This is a genomic window from Streptomyces pseudovenezuelae (assembly GCF_001513955.1).
Lineage (GTDB): Bacteria > Actinomycetota > Actinomycetes > Streptomycetales > Streptomycetaceae > Streptomyces > Streptomyces pseudovenezuelae.
Map to the genome: position 1 here is coordinate 669,684 of NZ_KQ948150.1, position 16,384 is coordinate 686,067.

The following is a 16,384-nucleotide window of genomic DNA, read 5'->3' on the forward strand; positions in this document are numbered from 1 at the left end:
CCCCGCTGCCACCCAGACCACACCATCGAGAGGAGCGACCTCATGCGCATCCCGAAGCGCGTCGCCGTGATCGGTGCCGGCAGCATGGGCAGCCAGGCCATGTGGCGCCTGGCCGCCCGCGGAGCCGAGGTCATTGGCTACGACCGGTACGCACCGGGTCACGACCGCGGCGCGGCCGGGGGCGAGAGCCGCATCTACCGAGCCGCCCACCTCGGTGAGCCCGCGTACATTCCTCTGCTGCGCCTCGCGGACCGGATGTGGGAGCAGCTCCAGGCAGAGACGGGCCTGCCGCTGCGGCGCCGCAGCGGCAGCCTGGTGATGGGAGAGGCCTCTTCGCCGTCCATGAGCCTCCTCCTCTCCACGAGCACCGCCCAGGAGCTGGATCACGAGGTGCTGGGCCGGGAGGAACTCGCCCGCCGCTATCCGCAGCACCGGCTTCCGGACGGGCACATCGCCGTCCTCGACCGGCTGGGCGCCGTCATCAGGCCGGAGGCGTCCATCCAGGCCGCCGCCGCCCGCGCCGAGCACCTGGGCGCCCGGCTGCACCGCTACACCACGGTCCGCGAGGTCGTCCCCGCAGCGGGCGGCGGGGTGCGGGTCGTCAGCGACCAGGGCACGGACCACGTGGACGCCGCCGTGGTCACCGTGGGCCCCTGGATCAACACCCTGCTCCCGGACCTTCCCCGGACCATCGACGTACGCCGGGTTGTCTGCTCCTGGCACCTGCCCACACACCACGACTGGTTCGCGGGCGGTGCTCCTCCCTTCGTGCGCGCCGCACCCCATGACTGCTTCGGAATCCCGTCGCCCGACGGTATTTCCGTCAAGCTCGGTCTCTCCGTGAAATACCATGCGCCGGTGCCCGAGCCCGAACGGCTCGACCGCACCGTCCACCCCGAGGAACTCGGCACCTTCCGCGAGCTCATCGGTGAACTCATGCCCGACCTGAACCCCGACCCCATCAGGATGTCGGCCTACATGGAGGGCTACACGCAGTCCGGAAACCCGGTCGTCGGTCATCTGCCCGGCGAGGACGACATCATCGTCATGGCCGGGTTCTCGGGCAGCGGCTTCAAGATCTCGCCCGCGATGGGAGAGATCGCCGCCGACCTGGCACTCGACGGCACCACACAGCACCCCGTCGCCTTTCTCGCTCCGGCAGGAGCCGGCGCCGCCTGATCCCCGGCGATCGGCCACACCGTCACCCCGCGCTCCCGACCCCTCTGTCGTGAGCATGCCCACATACGGACGCGTCGGCCCTGACCAGTTGCCCAAGCCCAAGAAAACGGAGTACTTCCATGCCCATTCCCTCGTTCCAGTTCCGACCGAAGTACGTCTCGTTCGACTGCTACGGCACATTGATCGAGTGGCCGATGACCCCCATCACCCGTGAACTCGTCGGCGACCAGATCCCGGCCGAGCACTGGGACCAGTTCGTCAAGGAGTTCCGCGGCTACCGCTACGACTCGGTCCTCGGCAAGTACTACCCCTACGAGCAGACTTTGCAGGACGCCTTCGAAGGGGTCTGCCGCAAGTGGGGCGTGAAGGCCGCCCCGGACGCCGGCAAGCGGCTGGCCGACGGCGTGCGCAGCTGGGGCCCGCACGCGGATGTGCCGGAACCGCTGAAGACGATGGGGGAGAACTACAAGCTGGTGATCCTCTCCAACGCCGGGGACGCCTTCCTTGAGGAGAGCGTGCCACGGCTCGGTGCGGACTTCCACGCGGTCTTCACCGCGGAGCAGGCCGGCTACTACAAGCCCCGCTACGCAGCGTTCGAGTACATGCTCGACCAGCTCGACGCGTCCCCCGAGGACTTCGTGCACGTCTCCTCGCACACCCGCTACGACCTGATGCCGATGCACGACATGGGCTTCCGCAACCTCGTCCTCCTGGACCGCGGCTGCGACCCGGTCACCCACGGCTACGACTACGTGACCGTCAACTCTCTCGACGAGCTCAACCAGATGCTGGGCATCTGACGCGCGACGCCCGGTCACCCAGCACCTTCCCGACAGGCACTCACGACGCCCCGTCCGATCCGCACGTCGTCCCCGCGTCACGGACTCCCCGTATCTCCCGAATCCCCAGCATTCTCCAGGAGGCACCGCCATGAAAAGCAACCGGACAGGCCGCAGAACCGTACACCGCACTGCAGGCGCCGTGGCTGCCGCCCTGCAGGTCAACAGGCACTTGAGCATCCCGATCGTCACGACCGCCCTGGCCCTCGCGCTCGCCGCGTGCGGGGCGAGCGGCACCGGACAGAACGTGGGAGCGAAGAGTACGGCGCAGGGCGAAGGATCCGGCCCGCACACCGAGCCCACCGACGACATCTCGGTAGGCGTGAAGCCGGACCAGAACGCGGTGAAGCTGCTGCCCGCGGCGGTGAAGGCCAAGGGCACGCTCTCGGTGGCCATGGACCTGACGTACCCGCCCACCACGTTCATGGCATCGGACAACAGGACCCCGATCGGGTTCAACCCGGACGTGGCCCGGCTGATCGCCGCCAAGCTCGGCCTGAAGCTGCAGATCAACAACGTCAAGTTCGACACCATCATCACCGGACTGCAGGCCGACCGGTACGACTTCACGGTCTCCACCATGGGCGCCACGAAGGACCGGCTGAAGGTGCTCGACATGGTCGACTACGTCAACTCCGGGACCGGAGTGTCCGTCCCCTACGGCAACCCGCAGAAGCTGGGCACCCACACGCTGTGCGGGCACCGCGTGGGTGTCACCTCCGGCAGCACCCAGGAGCTGCAGTGGCTGCCCCAACTGTCCAAGCAGGACTGCACGAGCAAGGGCAAGCCGGCCATCAAGGCAGTGACCCTGCCCAGCGTGAACGACGCTCTCACCCAGCTGGTCTCCCAACGGATCGACGCGGTGATGTACGACTTCATCTCGCTCGGGTGGGCGGCCGAGCAGCAGCCCAAGACGTTCGACGTCCTGCAGCCCATGGTGACCACCAAGGCCGCGACCCTCGCCCTGAAGAAGGACTCACCGCTGACCCCCGCGGTGAAGGCCGCCGTCCAGTCGATCATCGACAGCCCCAAGTACGCCCAGGCACTGGGCCGCTGGGGCCTCAAGGACCTCGGGACCAAGACCGCGGCCATGGCCGTCCCCCAGGACTGAGACGCCGATGGACGTGATCGAGACCACGAAGACCAGGAGCCGAGCGGTGCCACAACTACCGGCCGAGGAAAAGAAGCGGGTCACGCCGAAACGTCCGCGCGACTATGTCGCCTGGGCCGTCGCCATCGCGATCGTCGCCGGTCTGGTGTGGACCGTGGTGACGAACGAGAACTATCGCTGGCCGGTGGTGTTCAGCTACTTCACCACGCAAACCATCCTCAACGGCCTGTTGGTCACGCTATTCCTGACCGTGGCGAGTATGGCTCTGGGCACGCTGCTGGGCCTCGTGCTGGCGGTGATGCGCATGTCGCAGCAGCGGCCCGTCTCCGGGCTGGCCCAGCTCTACATCACCTTCTTCCGCGGCACGCCGGTGCTCGTGCAGCTGGTCTTCTGGTTCAACATCGCGGCGCTGTACCCGAACCTCTCGATCGGCGTCCCGTTCACCGACATCTCCACGCCGGTGAACGTGAACGCGATCATGACTCCGATGACCGCGGCCGTCATGGGGCTGACGCTGAACCAGGCCGCGTACATGTCCGAGATCATCCGCGGCGGATTCGCCTCGGTCAGCCGAGGACAGCACGAGGCCGCGGAGTCCCTGGGCATGTCGGGGTTCACCAAGCTCCGCCACGTGATCATCCCGCAGACCATGCCGGCGATCATCCCCGCCACCGGCAACCAGGTGATCGGGATGCTCAAGGAGACCTCGCTGGTGAGCGTGCTCGGCGTCGCCGACCTGCTGCAGAGCGCACAGGCGATCTACGCCCGCACCTACCAGACGATTCCGCTGCTGATCGTGGCCAGCCTCTGGTACCTGATCATGACGCTGGTGCTGAGCGTGCCGCAGTCCATGATCGAGCGCCGTTTCTCCCGCTCGACCCGGGCACGGCCGGCCCCGGCCGCCACCTCGGCCGGGCCCGGCCCCGGCCTGCCCGTCCCCACCACGAGGGAGTCCCTGCTGTGAACGCCGACGGAACGATCGTCGCACGCAAGCTGTGGAAGAGCTTCGGACGTCACCAGGTCCTGCGGGACATCGACCTGACCGTCGCGGCCGGCGAGATCTCCTGCATCATCGGGCCCAGCGGCTCAGGCAAATCCACCCTGCTGCGGTGCATCAACGGACTGGAGACCGTCGACCGCGGAGTCCTGAAGGTCAACGGAGAGGACTTCGGCTACGTCGAGAAGGACGACGCGTACCACGCTGTCCGCCCGCAACGGCTGGCTGAGCAACGTGCCCGTGTCGGCATGGTGTTCCAGCAGTTCAACCTGTTCCCCAACATGACCGCCGAAAGCAACGTCATGTCCGGACCGGTGCTCGTGCAGAAGAAGAACCGCCAGGCCTGCCGGGCCCAGGCACAAGAACTGCTGGCCAAGGTCGGCCTTGAGGGGTGCGGCCACAAATACCCAGCCCAACTCTCCGGCGGCCAGCAGCAACGCGTCGCCATCGCCCGCGCGCTCGCGATGGAACCCACCATCATGCTGTTCGACGAACCCACCAGTGCACTGGACCCGGAACGCGTGGGCGAAGTACTCGCCGTCATGCGCGACCTGGCCGGCAACGGCATGACCATGCTGTTGGTCACCCACGAGATGGGCTTCGCCCGCGAGGTCGCCGACGAAGTGCTGTTCATGGACGAGGGCATCGCGGTGGAGCGCGGCGACGCACGCGAGGTGCTGGCCAACCCACGCGAGAAGCGAACCCAGGCCTTCCTCGAAAGAGTGCTGTAGAGGCGGCCGGCACACGCGGAAGCGGCTCGCGCAGCAGCCCGGCCTTCCACCCGGCCCGGGGCGCGCCGGCACTGACGGTGTCACCGGACGGGACCTGGTGGTGCCAGGCCGTCCCCACTTCGAAGACTCCCCGCTAAGGACCCGACATGAAGACGATCCCCTACTGGATAGACACCGCCGGGACGTTTCCCGACCGGTCCGGCAAGCCGCTGTCCGAGGACACCGACCTTGTGGTCATCGGCGCCGGCCTGACGGGTCTGTCCACCGCCCTGCACTCCGCCCGCAAGGGCGCCCGCGTCACCCTCGTCGAGAAGGGCCAGGTCGGCTCGGGGGCCTCAGCCCGCAACGGCGGCATGGCCAACCTGGGCTTCACCATAGGCGTGGGCCAGGCCATCCGCCGGTACGGACTGGAGCGGGCCCGCGAGATCTACAACTCCTACGGCGAGGCCGTGGACACCGTCGAGCGGCTCGTGAACGAGGAGTCCATCGACTGCCAGTTCCGCCGCGTCGGACGCCTGGGTGTCGCGTCCCGTCCCGCCCACTTCGAGAGCAAGAAGGCCCAACAGCGCGACCTGGCCAAGTACTTCGGCCACGAGACCACTCTGATCGGCAAGGCCGAGCTGCGTTCCGAGATCGGGTCCGACGTCTACCACGGCGGCCTGCTCGACCCGTTCAGCGCGGCCCTGCACGTCGGCCGCTTCGTGCGCGGCATGGCCGAGGCGTGCGAGCGCGCCGGTGTAGAGATCCACGAGCGCAACGCGGCCATCGGTGTGCGGCGTACCGCCGCCGGCCGGTTCGAGGTCAGCACCGAGCGCGGTGTGATCCGCGCCGGGCAGGTCATGATGGCCACCGACGCCTACACCGACAAGAACTTCCCGTGGCTGCGCCGCCGTCAGGTCTGCCTGGGCAGCTTCATCATCGTGACCGAGCCGCTCGGCGAGGAACTCGCCCGGGACATCATCCCGAAGGCCCGCCTCATCGTCGACTCCAACCAGGTCTGCCACTACTTCCGGCTAACCCCGGACAACCGCCTGCTGTTCGGCGGACGCGCCCGCTTCGCACCGTCCGACCCCACCTCGGACAAGAAGAGCGGGGCCGTCCTGTTCCGTGAGATGTGCGCGATCTTCCCCCAGCTCTCCCGCACCAGGATCGAGTACGTATGGGGCGGCTCCGTCGGCTTCGCCATGGACCGCATCGTGCACGCCGGGCAGACCGAGGACGGCGTCCACTACTCCATGGGATACGCCGGCCACGGCGTGCAGATGGCCACCCACATGGGGCACGTCATGGCCGAGGTGCTGGACGGCCACCCCGAGGCCAGCCCCGTCCGCGACATCGCCCCGCCCCGTATCCCTCTCTACAACGGCACCGCCTGGTTCCTGCCGTTCGCGGGCGCCTACTACAAGACGCTCGACCGCGTCCGCTGACCGGTCGGCAGCCTCTCTGCACCCACAAGGAGACACCCACCATGACTGTCGTCCGTGATGTTCCCAAGCAGCTGTTCATCGGCGGCGATTGGCAGGACGCGGAGTCCGGCCGGACGCTGTCCGTCGACAACCCGGCCACCGGCGAGGAACTGTGCCAGGTCGCCGATGCCTCACCCGGTGACGGCCGGCGTGCCGTCGAAGCGGCGGTCGCCGCGCAGGCCGCCTGGGCCGCCACGCCGCCGCGCGTGCGCAGCGAGATCCTGCGCCGCGCCTACGACATCATCATCGCGCGCACCGAGGACCTCGCCCTGCTGATGACCCTGGAGATGGGCAAGCCCCTGGCCGAGGCGCGTGCCGAAGTCGCATACGGCGCGGAGTTCTTCCGCTGGTTCTCCGAGGAAGCCGTCCGTATCGACGGCGGCATGATGACCGCCCCCGACGGCAGGAACCGGCTGCTGGTCACCCGTCAGCCCGTCGGACCCTGTCTGCTCGTCACTCCCTGGAACTTCCCCCTGGCGATGGGCACCCGCAAGATCGGTCCCGCCGTCGCGGCCGGTTGCACCATCGTCCTCAAACCCGCCCCTCAGACGCCCCTGACCAGCCTCGCCCTGGCGGAGATCCTCACCGAAGCGGGTCTGCCGGCCGGGGTGCTGAACGTCGTCACCACCTCCGACGCGGCCGGCGTCGTCGCACCCCTCCTGCGTGGCGGGCGGATTCGCAAGCTGTCCTTCACCGGCTCCACCCAGGTCGGCCGGATCCTGCTGGCCCAGTGCGCCGACACGGTCATCCGCACCTCCATGGAACTGGGCGGCAACGCCCCTCTCATCGTCTTCGACGACGCCGACCTCGACGTGGCCGTCGAGGGCACCATGGTCGCCAAGATGCGCAACATGGGCGAGTCCTGCTGCGCGGCCAACCGCATCCTCGCCCACACCTCGATCGCCGAGGAGTTCGCCTCCCGCCTCGCCGCACGCATGGCCGCCCTCACCGTCGGGTCCGGCACCGAACCCGGCACCGACGTCGGCCCCCTCATCGACCTCGCCGGCCGCAGCAAGGCACACGACCTGGTGCTGGACGCCGTCAAGCGCGGCGCCACCGCCCTGACCGGCGGTGAACTCCCCGAGGGACCGGGCTCCTTCTACCCGCCCACCGTCCTCACCGGTGTCGCCGCCGACTCGGCGATCACCGACACCGAGATCTTCGGTCCCGTGGCCGCGATCCGCACCTTCGAGTCCGAGGAGGAGGCCGTCGCCGCCGCGAACGACACCGAATTCGGCCTGGCTGCCTACCTGTTCACCCAGAACCTCGACCGTGCCCTGCGGGTGTCCGAACGCCTCGAGAGCGGCATGATCGGCATCAACACCGGACTGGTCTCCAACCCCGCCGCGCCCTTCGGCGGCGTAAAGCAGTCCGGCCTGGGCCGCGAAGGCGGACGTGTCGGCATCGACGAGTTCCTGGAGTACAAGTACCTGGCCGTCCCTGTCGGAGCCTGACATGCGTGATCGACTCGTCGTCCTGTACCGCGGCAACCGGCCGCCCGCCGCCGCACGCATCGAGAGCCTCGCGGACACCGTCTACGCGACCGAGGAGGAACTGCCGTACCTTCTTCCCGGCGCCGACGTCCTCCTGGCCTGGGTGACCATCACCCCGGCCATCCGGGAGGCGTGGCCCGATGATCCTCACAAGGCGCCCCGCTGGGTCCACGCGTCCTCCGCGGGCGTGGACTCCTTCCTGTTCCCCGCACTGGTGGACGATCCGCACGTTGTCCTGACCAACGCCCGCGGGGTCTACGAGCAGCCGACCGCCGAGTACGTCCTGGGCCTGATCCTCTCCCTCGCCAAGGACTTCCCCGGCACATGGGAACATCAGCGGCGCCGCGAGTGGCGTCCGCGCCCCAGCGACGGCATCACCGGACGCACCGTGCTGGTCTGGGGGACGGGGCCGATCGGCCGGGCGATCGCCCGGCTGTTGCGTGCGGTCGGGATGCGGGTGAGCGGTGCGGGCCGCAAGCCCCGCACGGACGACCCCGACTTCGGCACGGTCCACGGTGAGACGACCCTGCGCTCCGCCCTGACGGAAGCGGACTACGTCATCCTGGCAGCCCCCCTCACCCAGGACACCCGGGGCATGGTCGACGCCCCGGTGCTCGCCGCCATGAAGCCGGGAGCGCGGCTGATCAACGTAGGGCGGGGCGGACTCGTCGACGAGGAGGCACTGGTCGACCACCTCGTCTCCGGACGGCTTGCCGGCGCGGCCCTGGACGTGTTCGCACGGGAGCCGCTGCCCGTCGACTCTCCCTTGTGGAACATGCCCGGCGTGCTGATCTCCCCCCATACGGCGGGCGAGACCACCAGCGAGCGGCAGGCATTGATCGAGGTGTTCCTCGACAACTTCGCCCGCCGCGTCGAGGGTCGGCCGCTGCGCAACGTGGTGGACAAGCAGCGCGGATACGTGGTCGACGGACACCGCATCGCCGGGCCGGGCTATGAAGGATGACAGGGTGGCGTCTCGGATTCGAGAGCCTTCTCACCAGCACTGTCACCGGTCACGGGGTGTGAATTGCGACCTGGGGATCTCGACGAGATCCCCAGGAGGCACGGGTGATTGATGGCTGGGTGGTCAGGGCGCGTCGATGAGGGTCCGGTCGACGGTGGGTGCGAGTGCCGCGATTGCGCTTGCGTAGGCGGACTGTACGCGGGAGCGCTCGGTGGTGTTCGGTGTGGCGTTGGTGCAGGCTGTGCCGGCGCTGGAGCCCGACATCAGTTGTGAGCAGGGGCCGGGCTTGGTGTCCGGCAGGCCGAGGCTGTGGCCCAGCTCGTGAGCGGCGATGCGGGTCTTGTTGTAGCCCTGGTCCACGGCCTGGCTGCCGAGTTCGACGCGGACCTGACGGCCCGGGCGAACGGGGCCGAGCGTGGCCTGCGGCCAGCCCGTGGTGGCGACGATCACGATCTCGGCCACGGTGCCCGGCGCCGCTTCCACCAGATGGACGTTGCTCACGTTCGCGTTCCATGAGGCGACTCCGGCCGCGATGGCGGCTTCCCAGCCCGCGGCGCGGCTGTCGTCGTAGCGCAGGGTCACCGCTGCCGCCTGCGCGGTGGACGGTGCACCCGGGAGAGCGGGGGCGGCGGTCGCGGCGCCCGCCATGGCGAGGACGAGCGCTGTGGCGGAAGTGCCTGCCTTGAGCCAAGTGCCGAGGGGCATTGCTGCTCCTTCATCCGTGGGGGGAATCCGGCCCCGGCGGGGCCGGGTACGCGAAGGAGCGGCACGGGGTGTCCGGTGGGGGCCGGACGCACCGTCGACCGCCCCTCCGGGGCGTTGGCATGCTATGCCCTGGAACCCATGCTCGTCATGTACCTGCCAGGGGCGGAAATCCGTCAGAATCCAGCCTCCAGCGGAATTTGTCCGGCCGGCCTCGGAACGCCACTCGCTGTGCCCGCGGCACCGGCAGTCAGGAATTCCGCGCACGCGTAGCCGTTCTGTCCTGCCTGGCGTGCAAGAGCCCCTGGCGCCCACCCCTGCGTGTGGGGCCGTTCAGGAGCCGCCGCGCTCGCGGGGGATCTTCTGGCCGGCCTCGATCGCCACCGGCAGCCGGTTCTCGGCCGGGGGCAGCGGGCAGGTTGCCAGGTCCGTGTAGGCGCACGGCAGGTTCGCGGCGCGGTTGAAATCCAGAACGACGGTGCCGTCGGCGGCGGGCGGTTCGAGGGTCAGGGCCCGGTTGGCGGCGTACGTGGTGACCCCGGAGGTCGCGTCGGTGAACAGCACCATCAGTCGGCCGGCTGCGGGGCCGGGAAACGCGGTCAGCGAGAGCGGGTGCCCGTCGAGTTCGAACTCGACTCTGCCCGGAGCGTCGTAGACATGCTCAAGGCCCTCGACCGCGGCGCCCACCGTGGTCGGACGCGGTGTGTCGAAGGGGATGTACCGGCCGGTCACGGCCCAGCGCGGGTCGGGGGCGTAGGCGGGCGTGCCCGTGAAGGCCGTGCGCAGCGGCGCGTCCGGGTGCCGGGGGCGCACGATGTCCTGGCCTCCGCGCTTGGCGACCTCGACGACGGCGTCTCCCCAGACGGCGTTGATGCCGCCGCGCTCGGGAAGCACTCCGAAGCGGTGCTCGCCGCGCACCGGTGTCCCGTCGACGAGCAGTTCCTCGCCCTCGTCGAGGTCTACGACGACGCCTTCGGGGCCGGTGTGCCACGAGCCGGGCGCGTCCGGGAAGCGCTGGGGCCTGTCGTCGAGCCAGTACTGGCCGGTGATCGTCAGAAACCCGTGCGGGGCGGCGAGCCGGGCCTCCTGGGCCCGGTACCACTCCAGCCAGGACTCGGTGAAGGCGTGCAGGTCCGCGGTGGCGGCTTCGGTGGTCATGGGGAATCTCCTTTGTTCCATGGGCCTGCGGCAGGGGACGCAGGGGTGTGGGGGCTGTTGGCCGAGGGCCTGCTCAGCCGGCCAGTTCGCCGAGGAGCCGCCAGGTCCGTCGACGATCGGCCTCTCCCGCGATCTCGGTGGCCGAGAACACGACCTCGGTGGCGCCGGCGTCGCGGTAGCGGCGTACCTCGGCCTCGACGGTCTTCTCGTCGCCGATGACGGCCAGGTCGGCGGCCCGCCGGGCGCCGGAGAGCTCGATGACGCGGGCGTAGGACGGGATCTGTTCGTAGAAGGCGAGGTTCTCGGTGGCCTTCTCCCGCACCGCGTCGTCGTCGTCGGTGACCACACCGGGCACCAGGGCCACGATCCTGGGCGCGGGGCGTCCGGCGGCCTCCGCCGCGGCGGTGAGGGTGGGCACGATGTGGTCCGCCAGGGCGCGCGGCCCCGCCAGATAAGGCAGGATTCCGTCCGCCAGCTCACCGCTCGCCCGCAGAGCCTGCGGCCCCATCGCGGCGACGAGAAGGGGGACGCCGTTCTCCGCGCCTGGTACCCGCGCCGGGATCGGTGTGGTGGCGGTGAGCAGCTCGCCATGGAAGTCGGCCGTGCCGGTCTCGGTCAACTGCCGCAGTGCGATGAGGAATTCGCGTAGCCGGGCGATGGGGCGTTCGAAAGGCAGGCCGAAGCCGGACTCCGTCAGCAGTTTCGTGCCCAGGGCCAGACCGAGGTGATAGCGGCCGTGCGTCGCGGCCTGGGCGGTCTGGGCCTGGCTGGAGACGAGCAGCGGGTGGCGACCGAAGACGGGGATCGCGGAGGTGCCGACCTGCAGTGCGGGCACTTCGCGCCCGACGATCGCCGCGAGCTGGGGTGAGTCCGCGCCGAAGGTCTGCCCGAACCAGGCTGACGAAACGCCGAACTCGGCTGCCTCCTGGGCCAGTTGGACCGTGGCGTCGACCTGGTTCGGTACGTCGGACGCGTTGAGTGCTACTCCAACAGTCATGACAGTTCACAACGGGCTTCGGCCGGACCGGCATTCCGCTCCGTGTGTGACAGCTTCTTGTCGTTCATGTGTACTCACTCATGAGGGAAGGGTCGCCCCCGGGGCTCAGCCCGCCTGCCGTCGGTCCGGCGCGGAAGCGGTGGATCCCGTGTTCCTGCGGTTCCGGGACGAGCAGATCGACGAGCTCGTCGAGGCTGTCGGGAACGGCGTGAGGTTCCGCCTTCGCCCGGTCCCGCGTCGCGGTCGGACGGGTCGGTGCCCCACAGCAGCCCGGCGATGCCCAAAGGCCGTGGCGGGGGAGACCTGTCGCAGACGGACCCAATCCCGCTGCCATGGACTGGAGGCTGCCGGAGCGGCCGTACAGATCCTGGACTGGGCGGCACACGCGGCCCGTTAGCCGTTCCACCTGTTGGACCGGCGTTGACATTCGTTCGGGCAATTGTCTTAACTACGGCTCAGAACGGTCATGAGTGTCAGCGACAAGCCCTGGCTTGCTGACCGGCAACCCTCGCTCCGCGGTGGGGTGCCCCAGGTGACGACCGGACCGGATGACGTTCGGTAAGCGCGAGGCCCACAGGGCCGGAACAGTGACGGTGACGCCATGTACGCAGCTCCCAGGACGGCCACGCGCCGCCCGCAGAGCTGCGTACGGCCGTACCCCAACCCTCTCGTCGCCGATCGCGCCGTCGATCTGCTCCGCGTGAACAGCGCACTGTGTACCGCATCGGGCCGTGCCCGCTGTCGGGGCTGACCTCTCTCCACAGCCCCCGCATCTCCTGACGACCACCGCGGCCGCGGTGTGCCGTCGTCCTCCCCGCCCCCGGTACCTCGCTGTCGCATCGGCCGCCGCATGCCGCCGCGCCGCCCGGGGTGTCCGACCCAGCCGGAGCCCACCATGAGTGAACCCCCTGGCGCCACCGTCACGCTTCCGCTGACGTCCGTCGCCGACGAACCGTCAAAGCCCCTCACCGCCCAGCGAGTTCTGCCGCTGCGGCGCCCCGGACGCTGGATCGCCACCGCGGTCGTCCTCGTCCTGGTCGCCCAGTTCGTGCACGGACTGGTGACCAACCCCTTCTACCAGTGGGACCGCTGGGGCTACTGGTTCCTGCGCCCCACCATCCTCGACGGCCTGGCGATCACCCTCGAAGTCACCGCCTACAGCGCGGTGCTGGGCCTGGTCGGCGGCATCCTGCTCGCCCTGGCCCGGCTGTCGAGGAGCCCGGTGCTGCGCGCGGTCAGCTGGACCTACGTCTGGGCGTTCCGCTCCATCCCGCTCATCGTGGTGCTGATCTTCCTCTACAACTTCAGCGCCCTGTACAAGACGGTGAGCGTCGGCATCCCCTTCGGCCCGGCCTTCTTCTCCTTCGACGAGTCGAGACTCGCCACCGACATGGCCGTCGCCGTCATCGGTCTCAGCCTCAACGAGGCCGCCTACGCGGCCGAGGTCGTGCGCGGCGGCATCCTCTCCGTCGACCAGGGCCAGCACGAGGCTGCCGCGGCACTCGGTCTGCCGAAGGGCTACCAGTTCCGCAGGATCGTCTTCCCGCAGGCGTTGCGCTCGATCATCCCGAACTACGTCAACCAGCTCATCGGCCTGATCAAGGGCACCTCGCTGGTCTTCTACGTCTCCCTGCTCGACCTGTTCGGCTCCGCGCAGACCATGGGCTCCACCTACCCCGGTGACATCGTGCCGCTGCTCCTGGTCGTCACCGTCTGGTACCTGATCCTGACCAGCGTCGTCTCCGTCGTCCAGTTCTACATCGAGCGGCACTACGCCCGCGGGGCCACCCGCAGCCTGCCGCCGACACCGCTGCAGAAGCTCCGCACCGGGCTCACCGACCTGCGGGCCCGCATCCGCCGGGAGGCCGCCGTATGACCGCCAAGACGCTCGAAGCCCTGGCGGACGTCGAGGCCGCCACCGTCGAGGTCCACGACGTGCACAAGTGGTACGGCACCCACCGGGTGCTGGACGGCGTCGACCTGACCGTCCGCCCCGGCGAGGTCACCGTCATCCTCGGCCCCTCCGGTTCCGGCAAGTCCACGCTGCTGAGGGTCATCAACCACCTGGAGAAGCCCGAGATCGGCTACGTCAGCGTCAACGGCGAACCGATCGGCGTGAAGCGGCAGGGCGAGCGGCTCAAGGAACTCAGTGAGCGGGCCATCCTCACCCAGCGCGGACGGATCGGCTTCGTCTTCCAGAACTTCAACCTCTTCCCGCACCTGACCGTCCTGGACAACGTGGCCGCCGCCCCGGTCGCCACCGGGCGCCTCGGCAGGACCGAGGCACAGGAACTCGCCCGCGCACTCCTCGCCCGGGTCGGCCTCGCCGACAGGACCGGCGCCTACCCGCGCCAGCTCTCCGGCGGCCAGCAGCAGCGCGTCGCCATCGCCCGCGCCCTCGCACTGCGCCCCGGCGTCATCCTCTTCGACGAGCCCACCTCCGCCCTCGACCCGGAACTGGTCGGCGAGGTCCTCGCCGTCATCAAGGACCTGGCGAACAGCGGCACCACCCTCGTCATCGTCACCCACGAGATCGGCTTCGCCCGCGAGACCGCCGACCGGGTCGTCTTCATCGACGGCGGCAGGATCGTCGAGCAGGGCCCGCCCTCCGAGGTCCTCGACAAGCCGCGGCACGAGCGGACCAAGGACTTCCTCAGCAAGGTCCTGTGACCGCCGCCCCCATAGACCTCCCCCCACCCCACCCTCATCACCTTCAGCGACAAGGAACGGCCATGCCCACGCAGATCACCCGACGCAGCCTGATACGCGGCATCACCGCGGCGACCGCCGTCGCCTCCCTGGCCACCGGGCTCGCCGCCTGCGGTGGCAACAGCGACGCGGCCACCTCCACCCAGGCGGCCGCCAGGACCGGCGAGGTCGTCATCGGCCAGGTCTCCAACGGCGCCGCCCGGCAGACCTCCATCAAGGTCTCCGAAGTCAAGTCCATCAGCGCCGAACTCCCCGCCGCCCTCAAGAAGAGCGGCAAACTGGAGATCGGCATCGGCGCCCTGCCGTCCGGTTTCCCGCCGCTGGCGTACGTGGGCAGCGACCAGAAGACCCTCACCGGCGCCGAACCCGACTTCGGCCGACTGGTCGCCGCGGTCCTCGGCCTCACACCCGAAGTGAAGAACTCCACCTGGGAGAACCTCTTCGTCGGCATCGACAGCGGCAAGGTGGACGTGGCCTTCTCCAACGTCACCGACACCGAGGAACGCAAGAAGAAGTACGAGTTCGCCTCCTACCGGCAGGACAACCTCGCCTTCACCGTGCCGAAGAAGAGCACCTGGAACTTCGACGGCGCCTACGAGAGCCTCGCCGGCAAGACGGTCTCCGTGAGCTCCGGCACCAACCAGGAGAAGATCCTGCTGGAGTGGAAGGCGAAGCTGGCCAAGGAGGGCAAGAAGCTCACCGTCAAGTACTTCCAGGACAGCAACAGCGTCTACCTGGCGTTGTCCAGCGGCAAGATCGACGCCTACTTCGGCCCCAACCCCGGCATCGCGTACCACAACCGCCAGGTCGCGAGCACGCCCAACGCCACCCGCACCGCGGGCACTTACTCGGGGGCCGGCGCCGGCCTGCAGGGCCTGATCGCGGCCACCGCGAAGAAGGACAGCGGCCTCGCCAAGCCGCTCGCCGACGCCATCAACCACCTGATCAAGAACGGCCAGTACGCCGAGTGGCTCAAGGCCTACAACCTCTCCAACGAGGCCGTCGCCAAGTCCGAGGTCAACCCGCCCGGACTGCCGCTCGACAACTCCTGACCACCGCCTGCCGGGGACTCCACCACCGACCCGCGGTGGAGTCCCCGCGTGCCGGACACCCCGAGTCGCACACCGGAGACCGCCACACCATGTCCGTCATCGCCCACGACGCCAGATCGTCGCACCTCCTGGACAACCCCGCCTGGGCCGCGCTCACCGGCCCGCACGCCGCCTTCGCCGAACGCGTCGGCCACGCCGTCCGCTACCAACAGGACGTCGCACCCTTCCACGCCCTCTTCGACGAGGACGACCCGCGCGCCTGGGCCGACCTCGCCGCACTCGTCGGCCCCGGCGGCACCGCCGCGGTGCGGGGCGTGACCGAGGCGGCGGAGGGCTGGGAGGTCGTGCGCACCGGACACGGCGTCCAACTCGTGGACACCGGCCTGCGCGCCGAGCCCGACCCCGAGGCCGTACGGCTCGGCCCCGACGACGTGCCCGAGATCCTGGACCTGGTCGCCCGCACCGAGCCGGGCCCCTATCTGCCCCGCACCGTCGAGCTGGGCACCTACCTCGGCATCCGTCACCAGGGCCGGCTGATCGCCCTGGCCGGCGAGCGGTTGCACCCGCCGGGCTGGACGGAGATCAGCGCCGTGTGCACCGACCCCGCCCACCGCGGCCGGGGCCTGGCCACCCGTCTGGTCCGCGCTGTCGCCGCCGGCATCAAGGAGCGCGGCGAACGTCCCTTCCTGCACGCCGCGGCCGGCAACGCGAACGCGATCCGGCTGTACGAGTCGATCGGGTTCACCCTGCGCCGCCGTACCGTCTTCTCGCTCGTCCGGCACACCGGGGCCGCCGCGCTGGAAGAAACGGCATAGCCGTGCCGTTGTCCTTGTCGAAGGCGAGTGCCCGCCCCACCCGGACGGAGGTGCGACACGTGACACGTGTACTGCGTGCCGTCCACCTCCACTCCCGGCCCCACATCGACCTCCAGCGCGTGGCCGGCTCCCTCTGTAGCTCCTGACCCCGTTTCCCCAGCCGCCGTGTGC

General features: G+C 69.5%; 16 protein-coding genes and 1 riboswitch. Of the genes, 13 read left to right on the forward strand and 3 right to left on the reverse strand.

The window, feature by feature from the left end:
• The first annotated feature begins 42 nt into the window (after positions 1-42).
• From solA to AQI94_RS30985, 8 genes are all read left to right on the forward strand, one after another.
• Positions 43-1,179 carry an N-methyl-L-tryptophan oxidase gene (gene solA, locus AQI94_RS30950; protein WP_031056660.1) on the forward strand — a complete coding sequence of 379 codons (1,137 nt, stop codon included), beginning with the start codon at positions 43-45 and terminating at the stop codon, positions 1,177-1,179.
• A gap of 119 nt (positions 1,180-1,298) precedes the next feature.
• The gene (locus tag AQI94_RS30955) at positions 1,299-1,979 is read left to right on the forward strand and encodes a haloacid dehalogenase type II (RefSeq protein ID WP_031056656.1); all 681 of its coding nucleotides are present in this window, start codon (positions 1,299-1,301) and stop codon (positions 1,977-1,979) included.
• A 211-nt stretch (positions 1,980-2,190) separates the two neighbouring features.
• Complete coding sequence (locus tag AQI94_RS30960) at positions 2,191-3,129, forward strand: ABC transporter substrate-binding protein (protein WP_037945040.1); 939 nt, start codon at positions 2,191-2,193, stop codon at positions 3,127-3,129.
• A gap of 46 nt (positions 3,130-3,175) precedes the next feature.
• A complete protein-coding gene (locus tag AQI94_RS30965; protein WP_037945038.1) occupies positions 3,176-4,093 on the forward strand; it encodes an amino acid ABC transporter permease in 918 nt (305 codons plus the stop codon).
• Positions 4,090-4,857 carry an amino acid ABC transporter ATP-binding protein gene (locus AQI94_RS30970; protein ID WP_031056638.1) on the forward strand — a complete coding sequence of 256 codons (768 nt, stop codon included), beginning with the start codon at positions 4,090-4,092 and terminating at the stop codon, positions 4,855-4,857. Before AQI94_RS30965 ends, AQI94_RS30970 begins: the two co-directional genes overlap by 4 nt.
• Before the next feature lie 146 nt (positions 4,858-5,003).
• Positions 5,004-6,284: an NAD(P)/FAD-dependent oxidoreductase gene (locus AQI94_RS30975; protein WP_031056635.1), complete on the forward strand. Its 1,281-nt coding sequence runs from the start codon at positions 5,004-5,006 to the stop codon at positions 6,282-6,284.
• A gap of 41 nt (positions 6,285-6,325) precedes the next feature.
• Positions 6,326-7,777: an NAD-dependent succinate-semialdehyde dehydrogenase gene (locus tag AQI94_RS30980; protein ID WP_031056632.1), complete on the forward strand. Its 1,452-nt coding sequence runs from the start codon at positions 6,326-6,328 to the stop codon at positions 7,775-7,777.
• Between the two features lies 1 nt (position 7,778).
• Positions 7,779-8,780: a D-2-hydroxyacid dehydrogenase gene (locus AQI94_RS30985; RefSeq protein ID WP_031056630.1), complete on the forward strand. Its 1,002-nt coding sequence runs from the start codon at positions 7,779-7,781 to the stop codon at positions 8,778-8,780.
• A gap of 123 nt (positions 8,781-8,903) precedes the next feature.
• Here the strand turns inward: AQI94_RS30985 and AQI94_RS30990 are convergent, their stop codons facing one another.
• From AQI94_RS30990 to AQI94_RS31000, 3 genes are all read right to left on the reverse strand, one after another.
• Positions 8,904-9,485: a snapalysin family zinc-dependent metalloprotease gene (locus AQI94_RS30990; protein ID WP_031056628.1), complete on the reverse strand. Its 582-nt coding sequence runs from the start codon at positions 9,483-9,485 to the stop codon at positions 8,904-8,906.
• Between the two features lie 330 nt (positions 9,486-9,815).
• A complete protein-coding gene (locus AQI94_RS30995) occupies positions 9,816-10,640 on the reverse strand; it encodes a DUF1684 domain-containing protein (protein WP_031056626.1) in 825 nt (274 codons plus the stop codon).
• Between the two features lie 73 nt (positions 10,641-10,713).
• Entirely contained in the window at positions 10,714-11,637 is a 924-nt protein-coding gene (locus AQI94_RS31000; RefSeq protein ID WP_031056624.1) for an LLM class F420-dependent oxidoreductase, read from the reverse strand.
• Positions 11,638-12,099: 462 nt separating this feature from the next.
• Positions 12,100-12,208, forward strand: a riboswitch (SAM riboswitch).
• 324 nt (positions 12,209-12,532) lie between these two features.
• On the opposite strand from AQI94_RS31000, the gene AQI94_RS31005 reads away from it, so the two are divergent.
• The 5 genes from AQI94_RS31005 (at position 12,533) to AQI94_RS46420 (ending at position 16,359) form a co-directional block, all read left to right on the forward strand.
• Entirely contained in the window at positions 12,533-13,513 is a 981-nt protein-coding gene (locus AQI94_RS31005) for an amino acid ABC transporter permease (RefSeq protein ID WP_031056622.1), read from the forward strand.
• The gene (locus AQI94_RS31010; protein WP_031056619.1) at positions 13,510-14,307 is read left to right on the forward strand and encodes an amino acid ABC transporter ATP-binding protein; all 798 of its coding nucleotides are present in this window, start codon (positions 13,510-13,512) and stop codon (positions 14,305-14,307) included. Before AQI94_RS31005 ends, AQI94_RS31010 begins: the two co-directional genes overlap by 4 nt.
• Before the next feature lie 62 nt (positions 14,308-14,369).
• Positions 14,370-15,398, forward strand: a complete 1,029-nt coding sequence (locus tag AQI94_RS31015) for an ABC transporter substrate-binding protein (protein WP_031056617.1) — start codon at positions 14,370-14,372, stop codon at positions 15,396-15,398.
• 89 nt (positions 15,399-15,487) lie between these two features.
• A complete protein-coding gene (locus AQI94_RS31020; RefSeq protein ID WP_031056615.1) occupies positions 15,488-16,213 on the forward strand; it encodes a GNAT family N-acetyltransferase in 726 nt (241 codons plus the stop codon).
• 59 nt (positions 16,214-16,272) lie between these two features.
• On the forward strand, positions 16,273-16,359 hold the full coding sequence (locus AQI94_RS46420) for a putative leader peptide (protein ID WP_318658124.1): 87 nt from the start codon (positions 16,273-16,275) through the stop codon (positions 16,357-16,359).
• Positions 16,360-16,384: the final 25 nt, after the last annotated feature.

What these genes read in the sequence shown, in the direction of transcription:
- solA (WP_031056660.1), top strand. Translation starts at nt 43, where the DNA reads ATGCGCATCCCGAAGCGCGTCGCCGTGATCGGTGCCGGCAGCATGGGC.
- AQI94_RS30955 (WP_031056656.1), top strand. Translation starts at nt 1,299, where the DNA reads ATGCCCATTCCCTCGTTCCAGTTCCGACCGAAGTACGTCTCGTTCGAC.
- AQI94_RS30975 (WP_031056635.1), top strand. Translation starts at nt 5,004, where the DNA reads ATGAAGACGATCCCCTACTGGATAGACACCGCCGGGACGTTTCCCGAC.
- AQI94_RS30980 (WP_031056632.1), top strand. Translation starts at nt 6,326, where the DNA reads ATGACTGTCGTCCGTGATGTTCCCAAGCAGCTGTTCATCGGCGGCGAT.
- AQI94_RS30985 (WP_031056630.1), top strand. Translation starts at nt 7,779, where the DNA reads ATGCGTGATCGACTCGTCGTCCTGTACCGCGGCAACCGGCCGCCCGCC.
- AQI94_RS30990 (WP_031056628.1), bottom strand. Translation starts at nt 9,485, where the DNA reads ATGCCCCTCGGCACTTGGCTCAAGGCAGGCACTTCCGCCACAGCGCTC.
- AQI94_RS30995 (WP_031056626.1), bottom strand. Translation starts at nt 10,640, where the DNA reads ATGACCACCGAAGCCGCCACCGCGGACCTGCACGCCTTCACCGAGTCC.
- AQI94_RS31000 (WP_031056624.1), bottom strand. Translation starts at nt 11,637, where the DNA reads ATGACTGTTGGAGTAGCACTCAACGCGTCCGACGTACCGAACCAGGTC.
- AQI94_RS31005 (WP_031056622.1), top strand. Translation starts at nt 12,533, where the DNA reads ATGAGTGAACCCCCTGGCGCCACCGTCACGCTTCCGCTGACGTCCGTC.
- AQI94_RS31010 (WP_031056619.1), top strand. Translation starts at nt 13,510, where the DNA reads ATGACCGCCAAGACGCTCGAAGCCCTGGCGGACGTCGAGGCCGCCACC.
- AQI94_RS31015 (WP_031056617.1), top strand. Translation starts at nt 14,370, where the DNA reads ATGCCCACGCAGATCACCCGACGCAGCCTGATACGCGGCATCACCGCG.
- AQI94_RS31020 (WP_031056615.1), top strand. Translation starts at nt 15,488, where the DNA reads ATGTCCGTCATCGCCCACGACGCCAGATCGTCGCACCTCCTGGACAAC.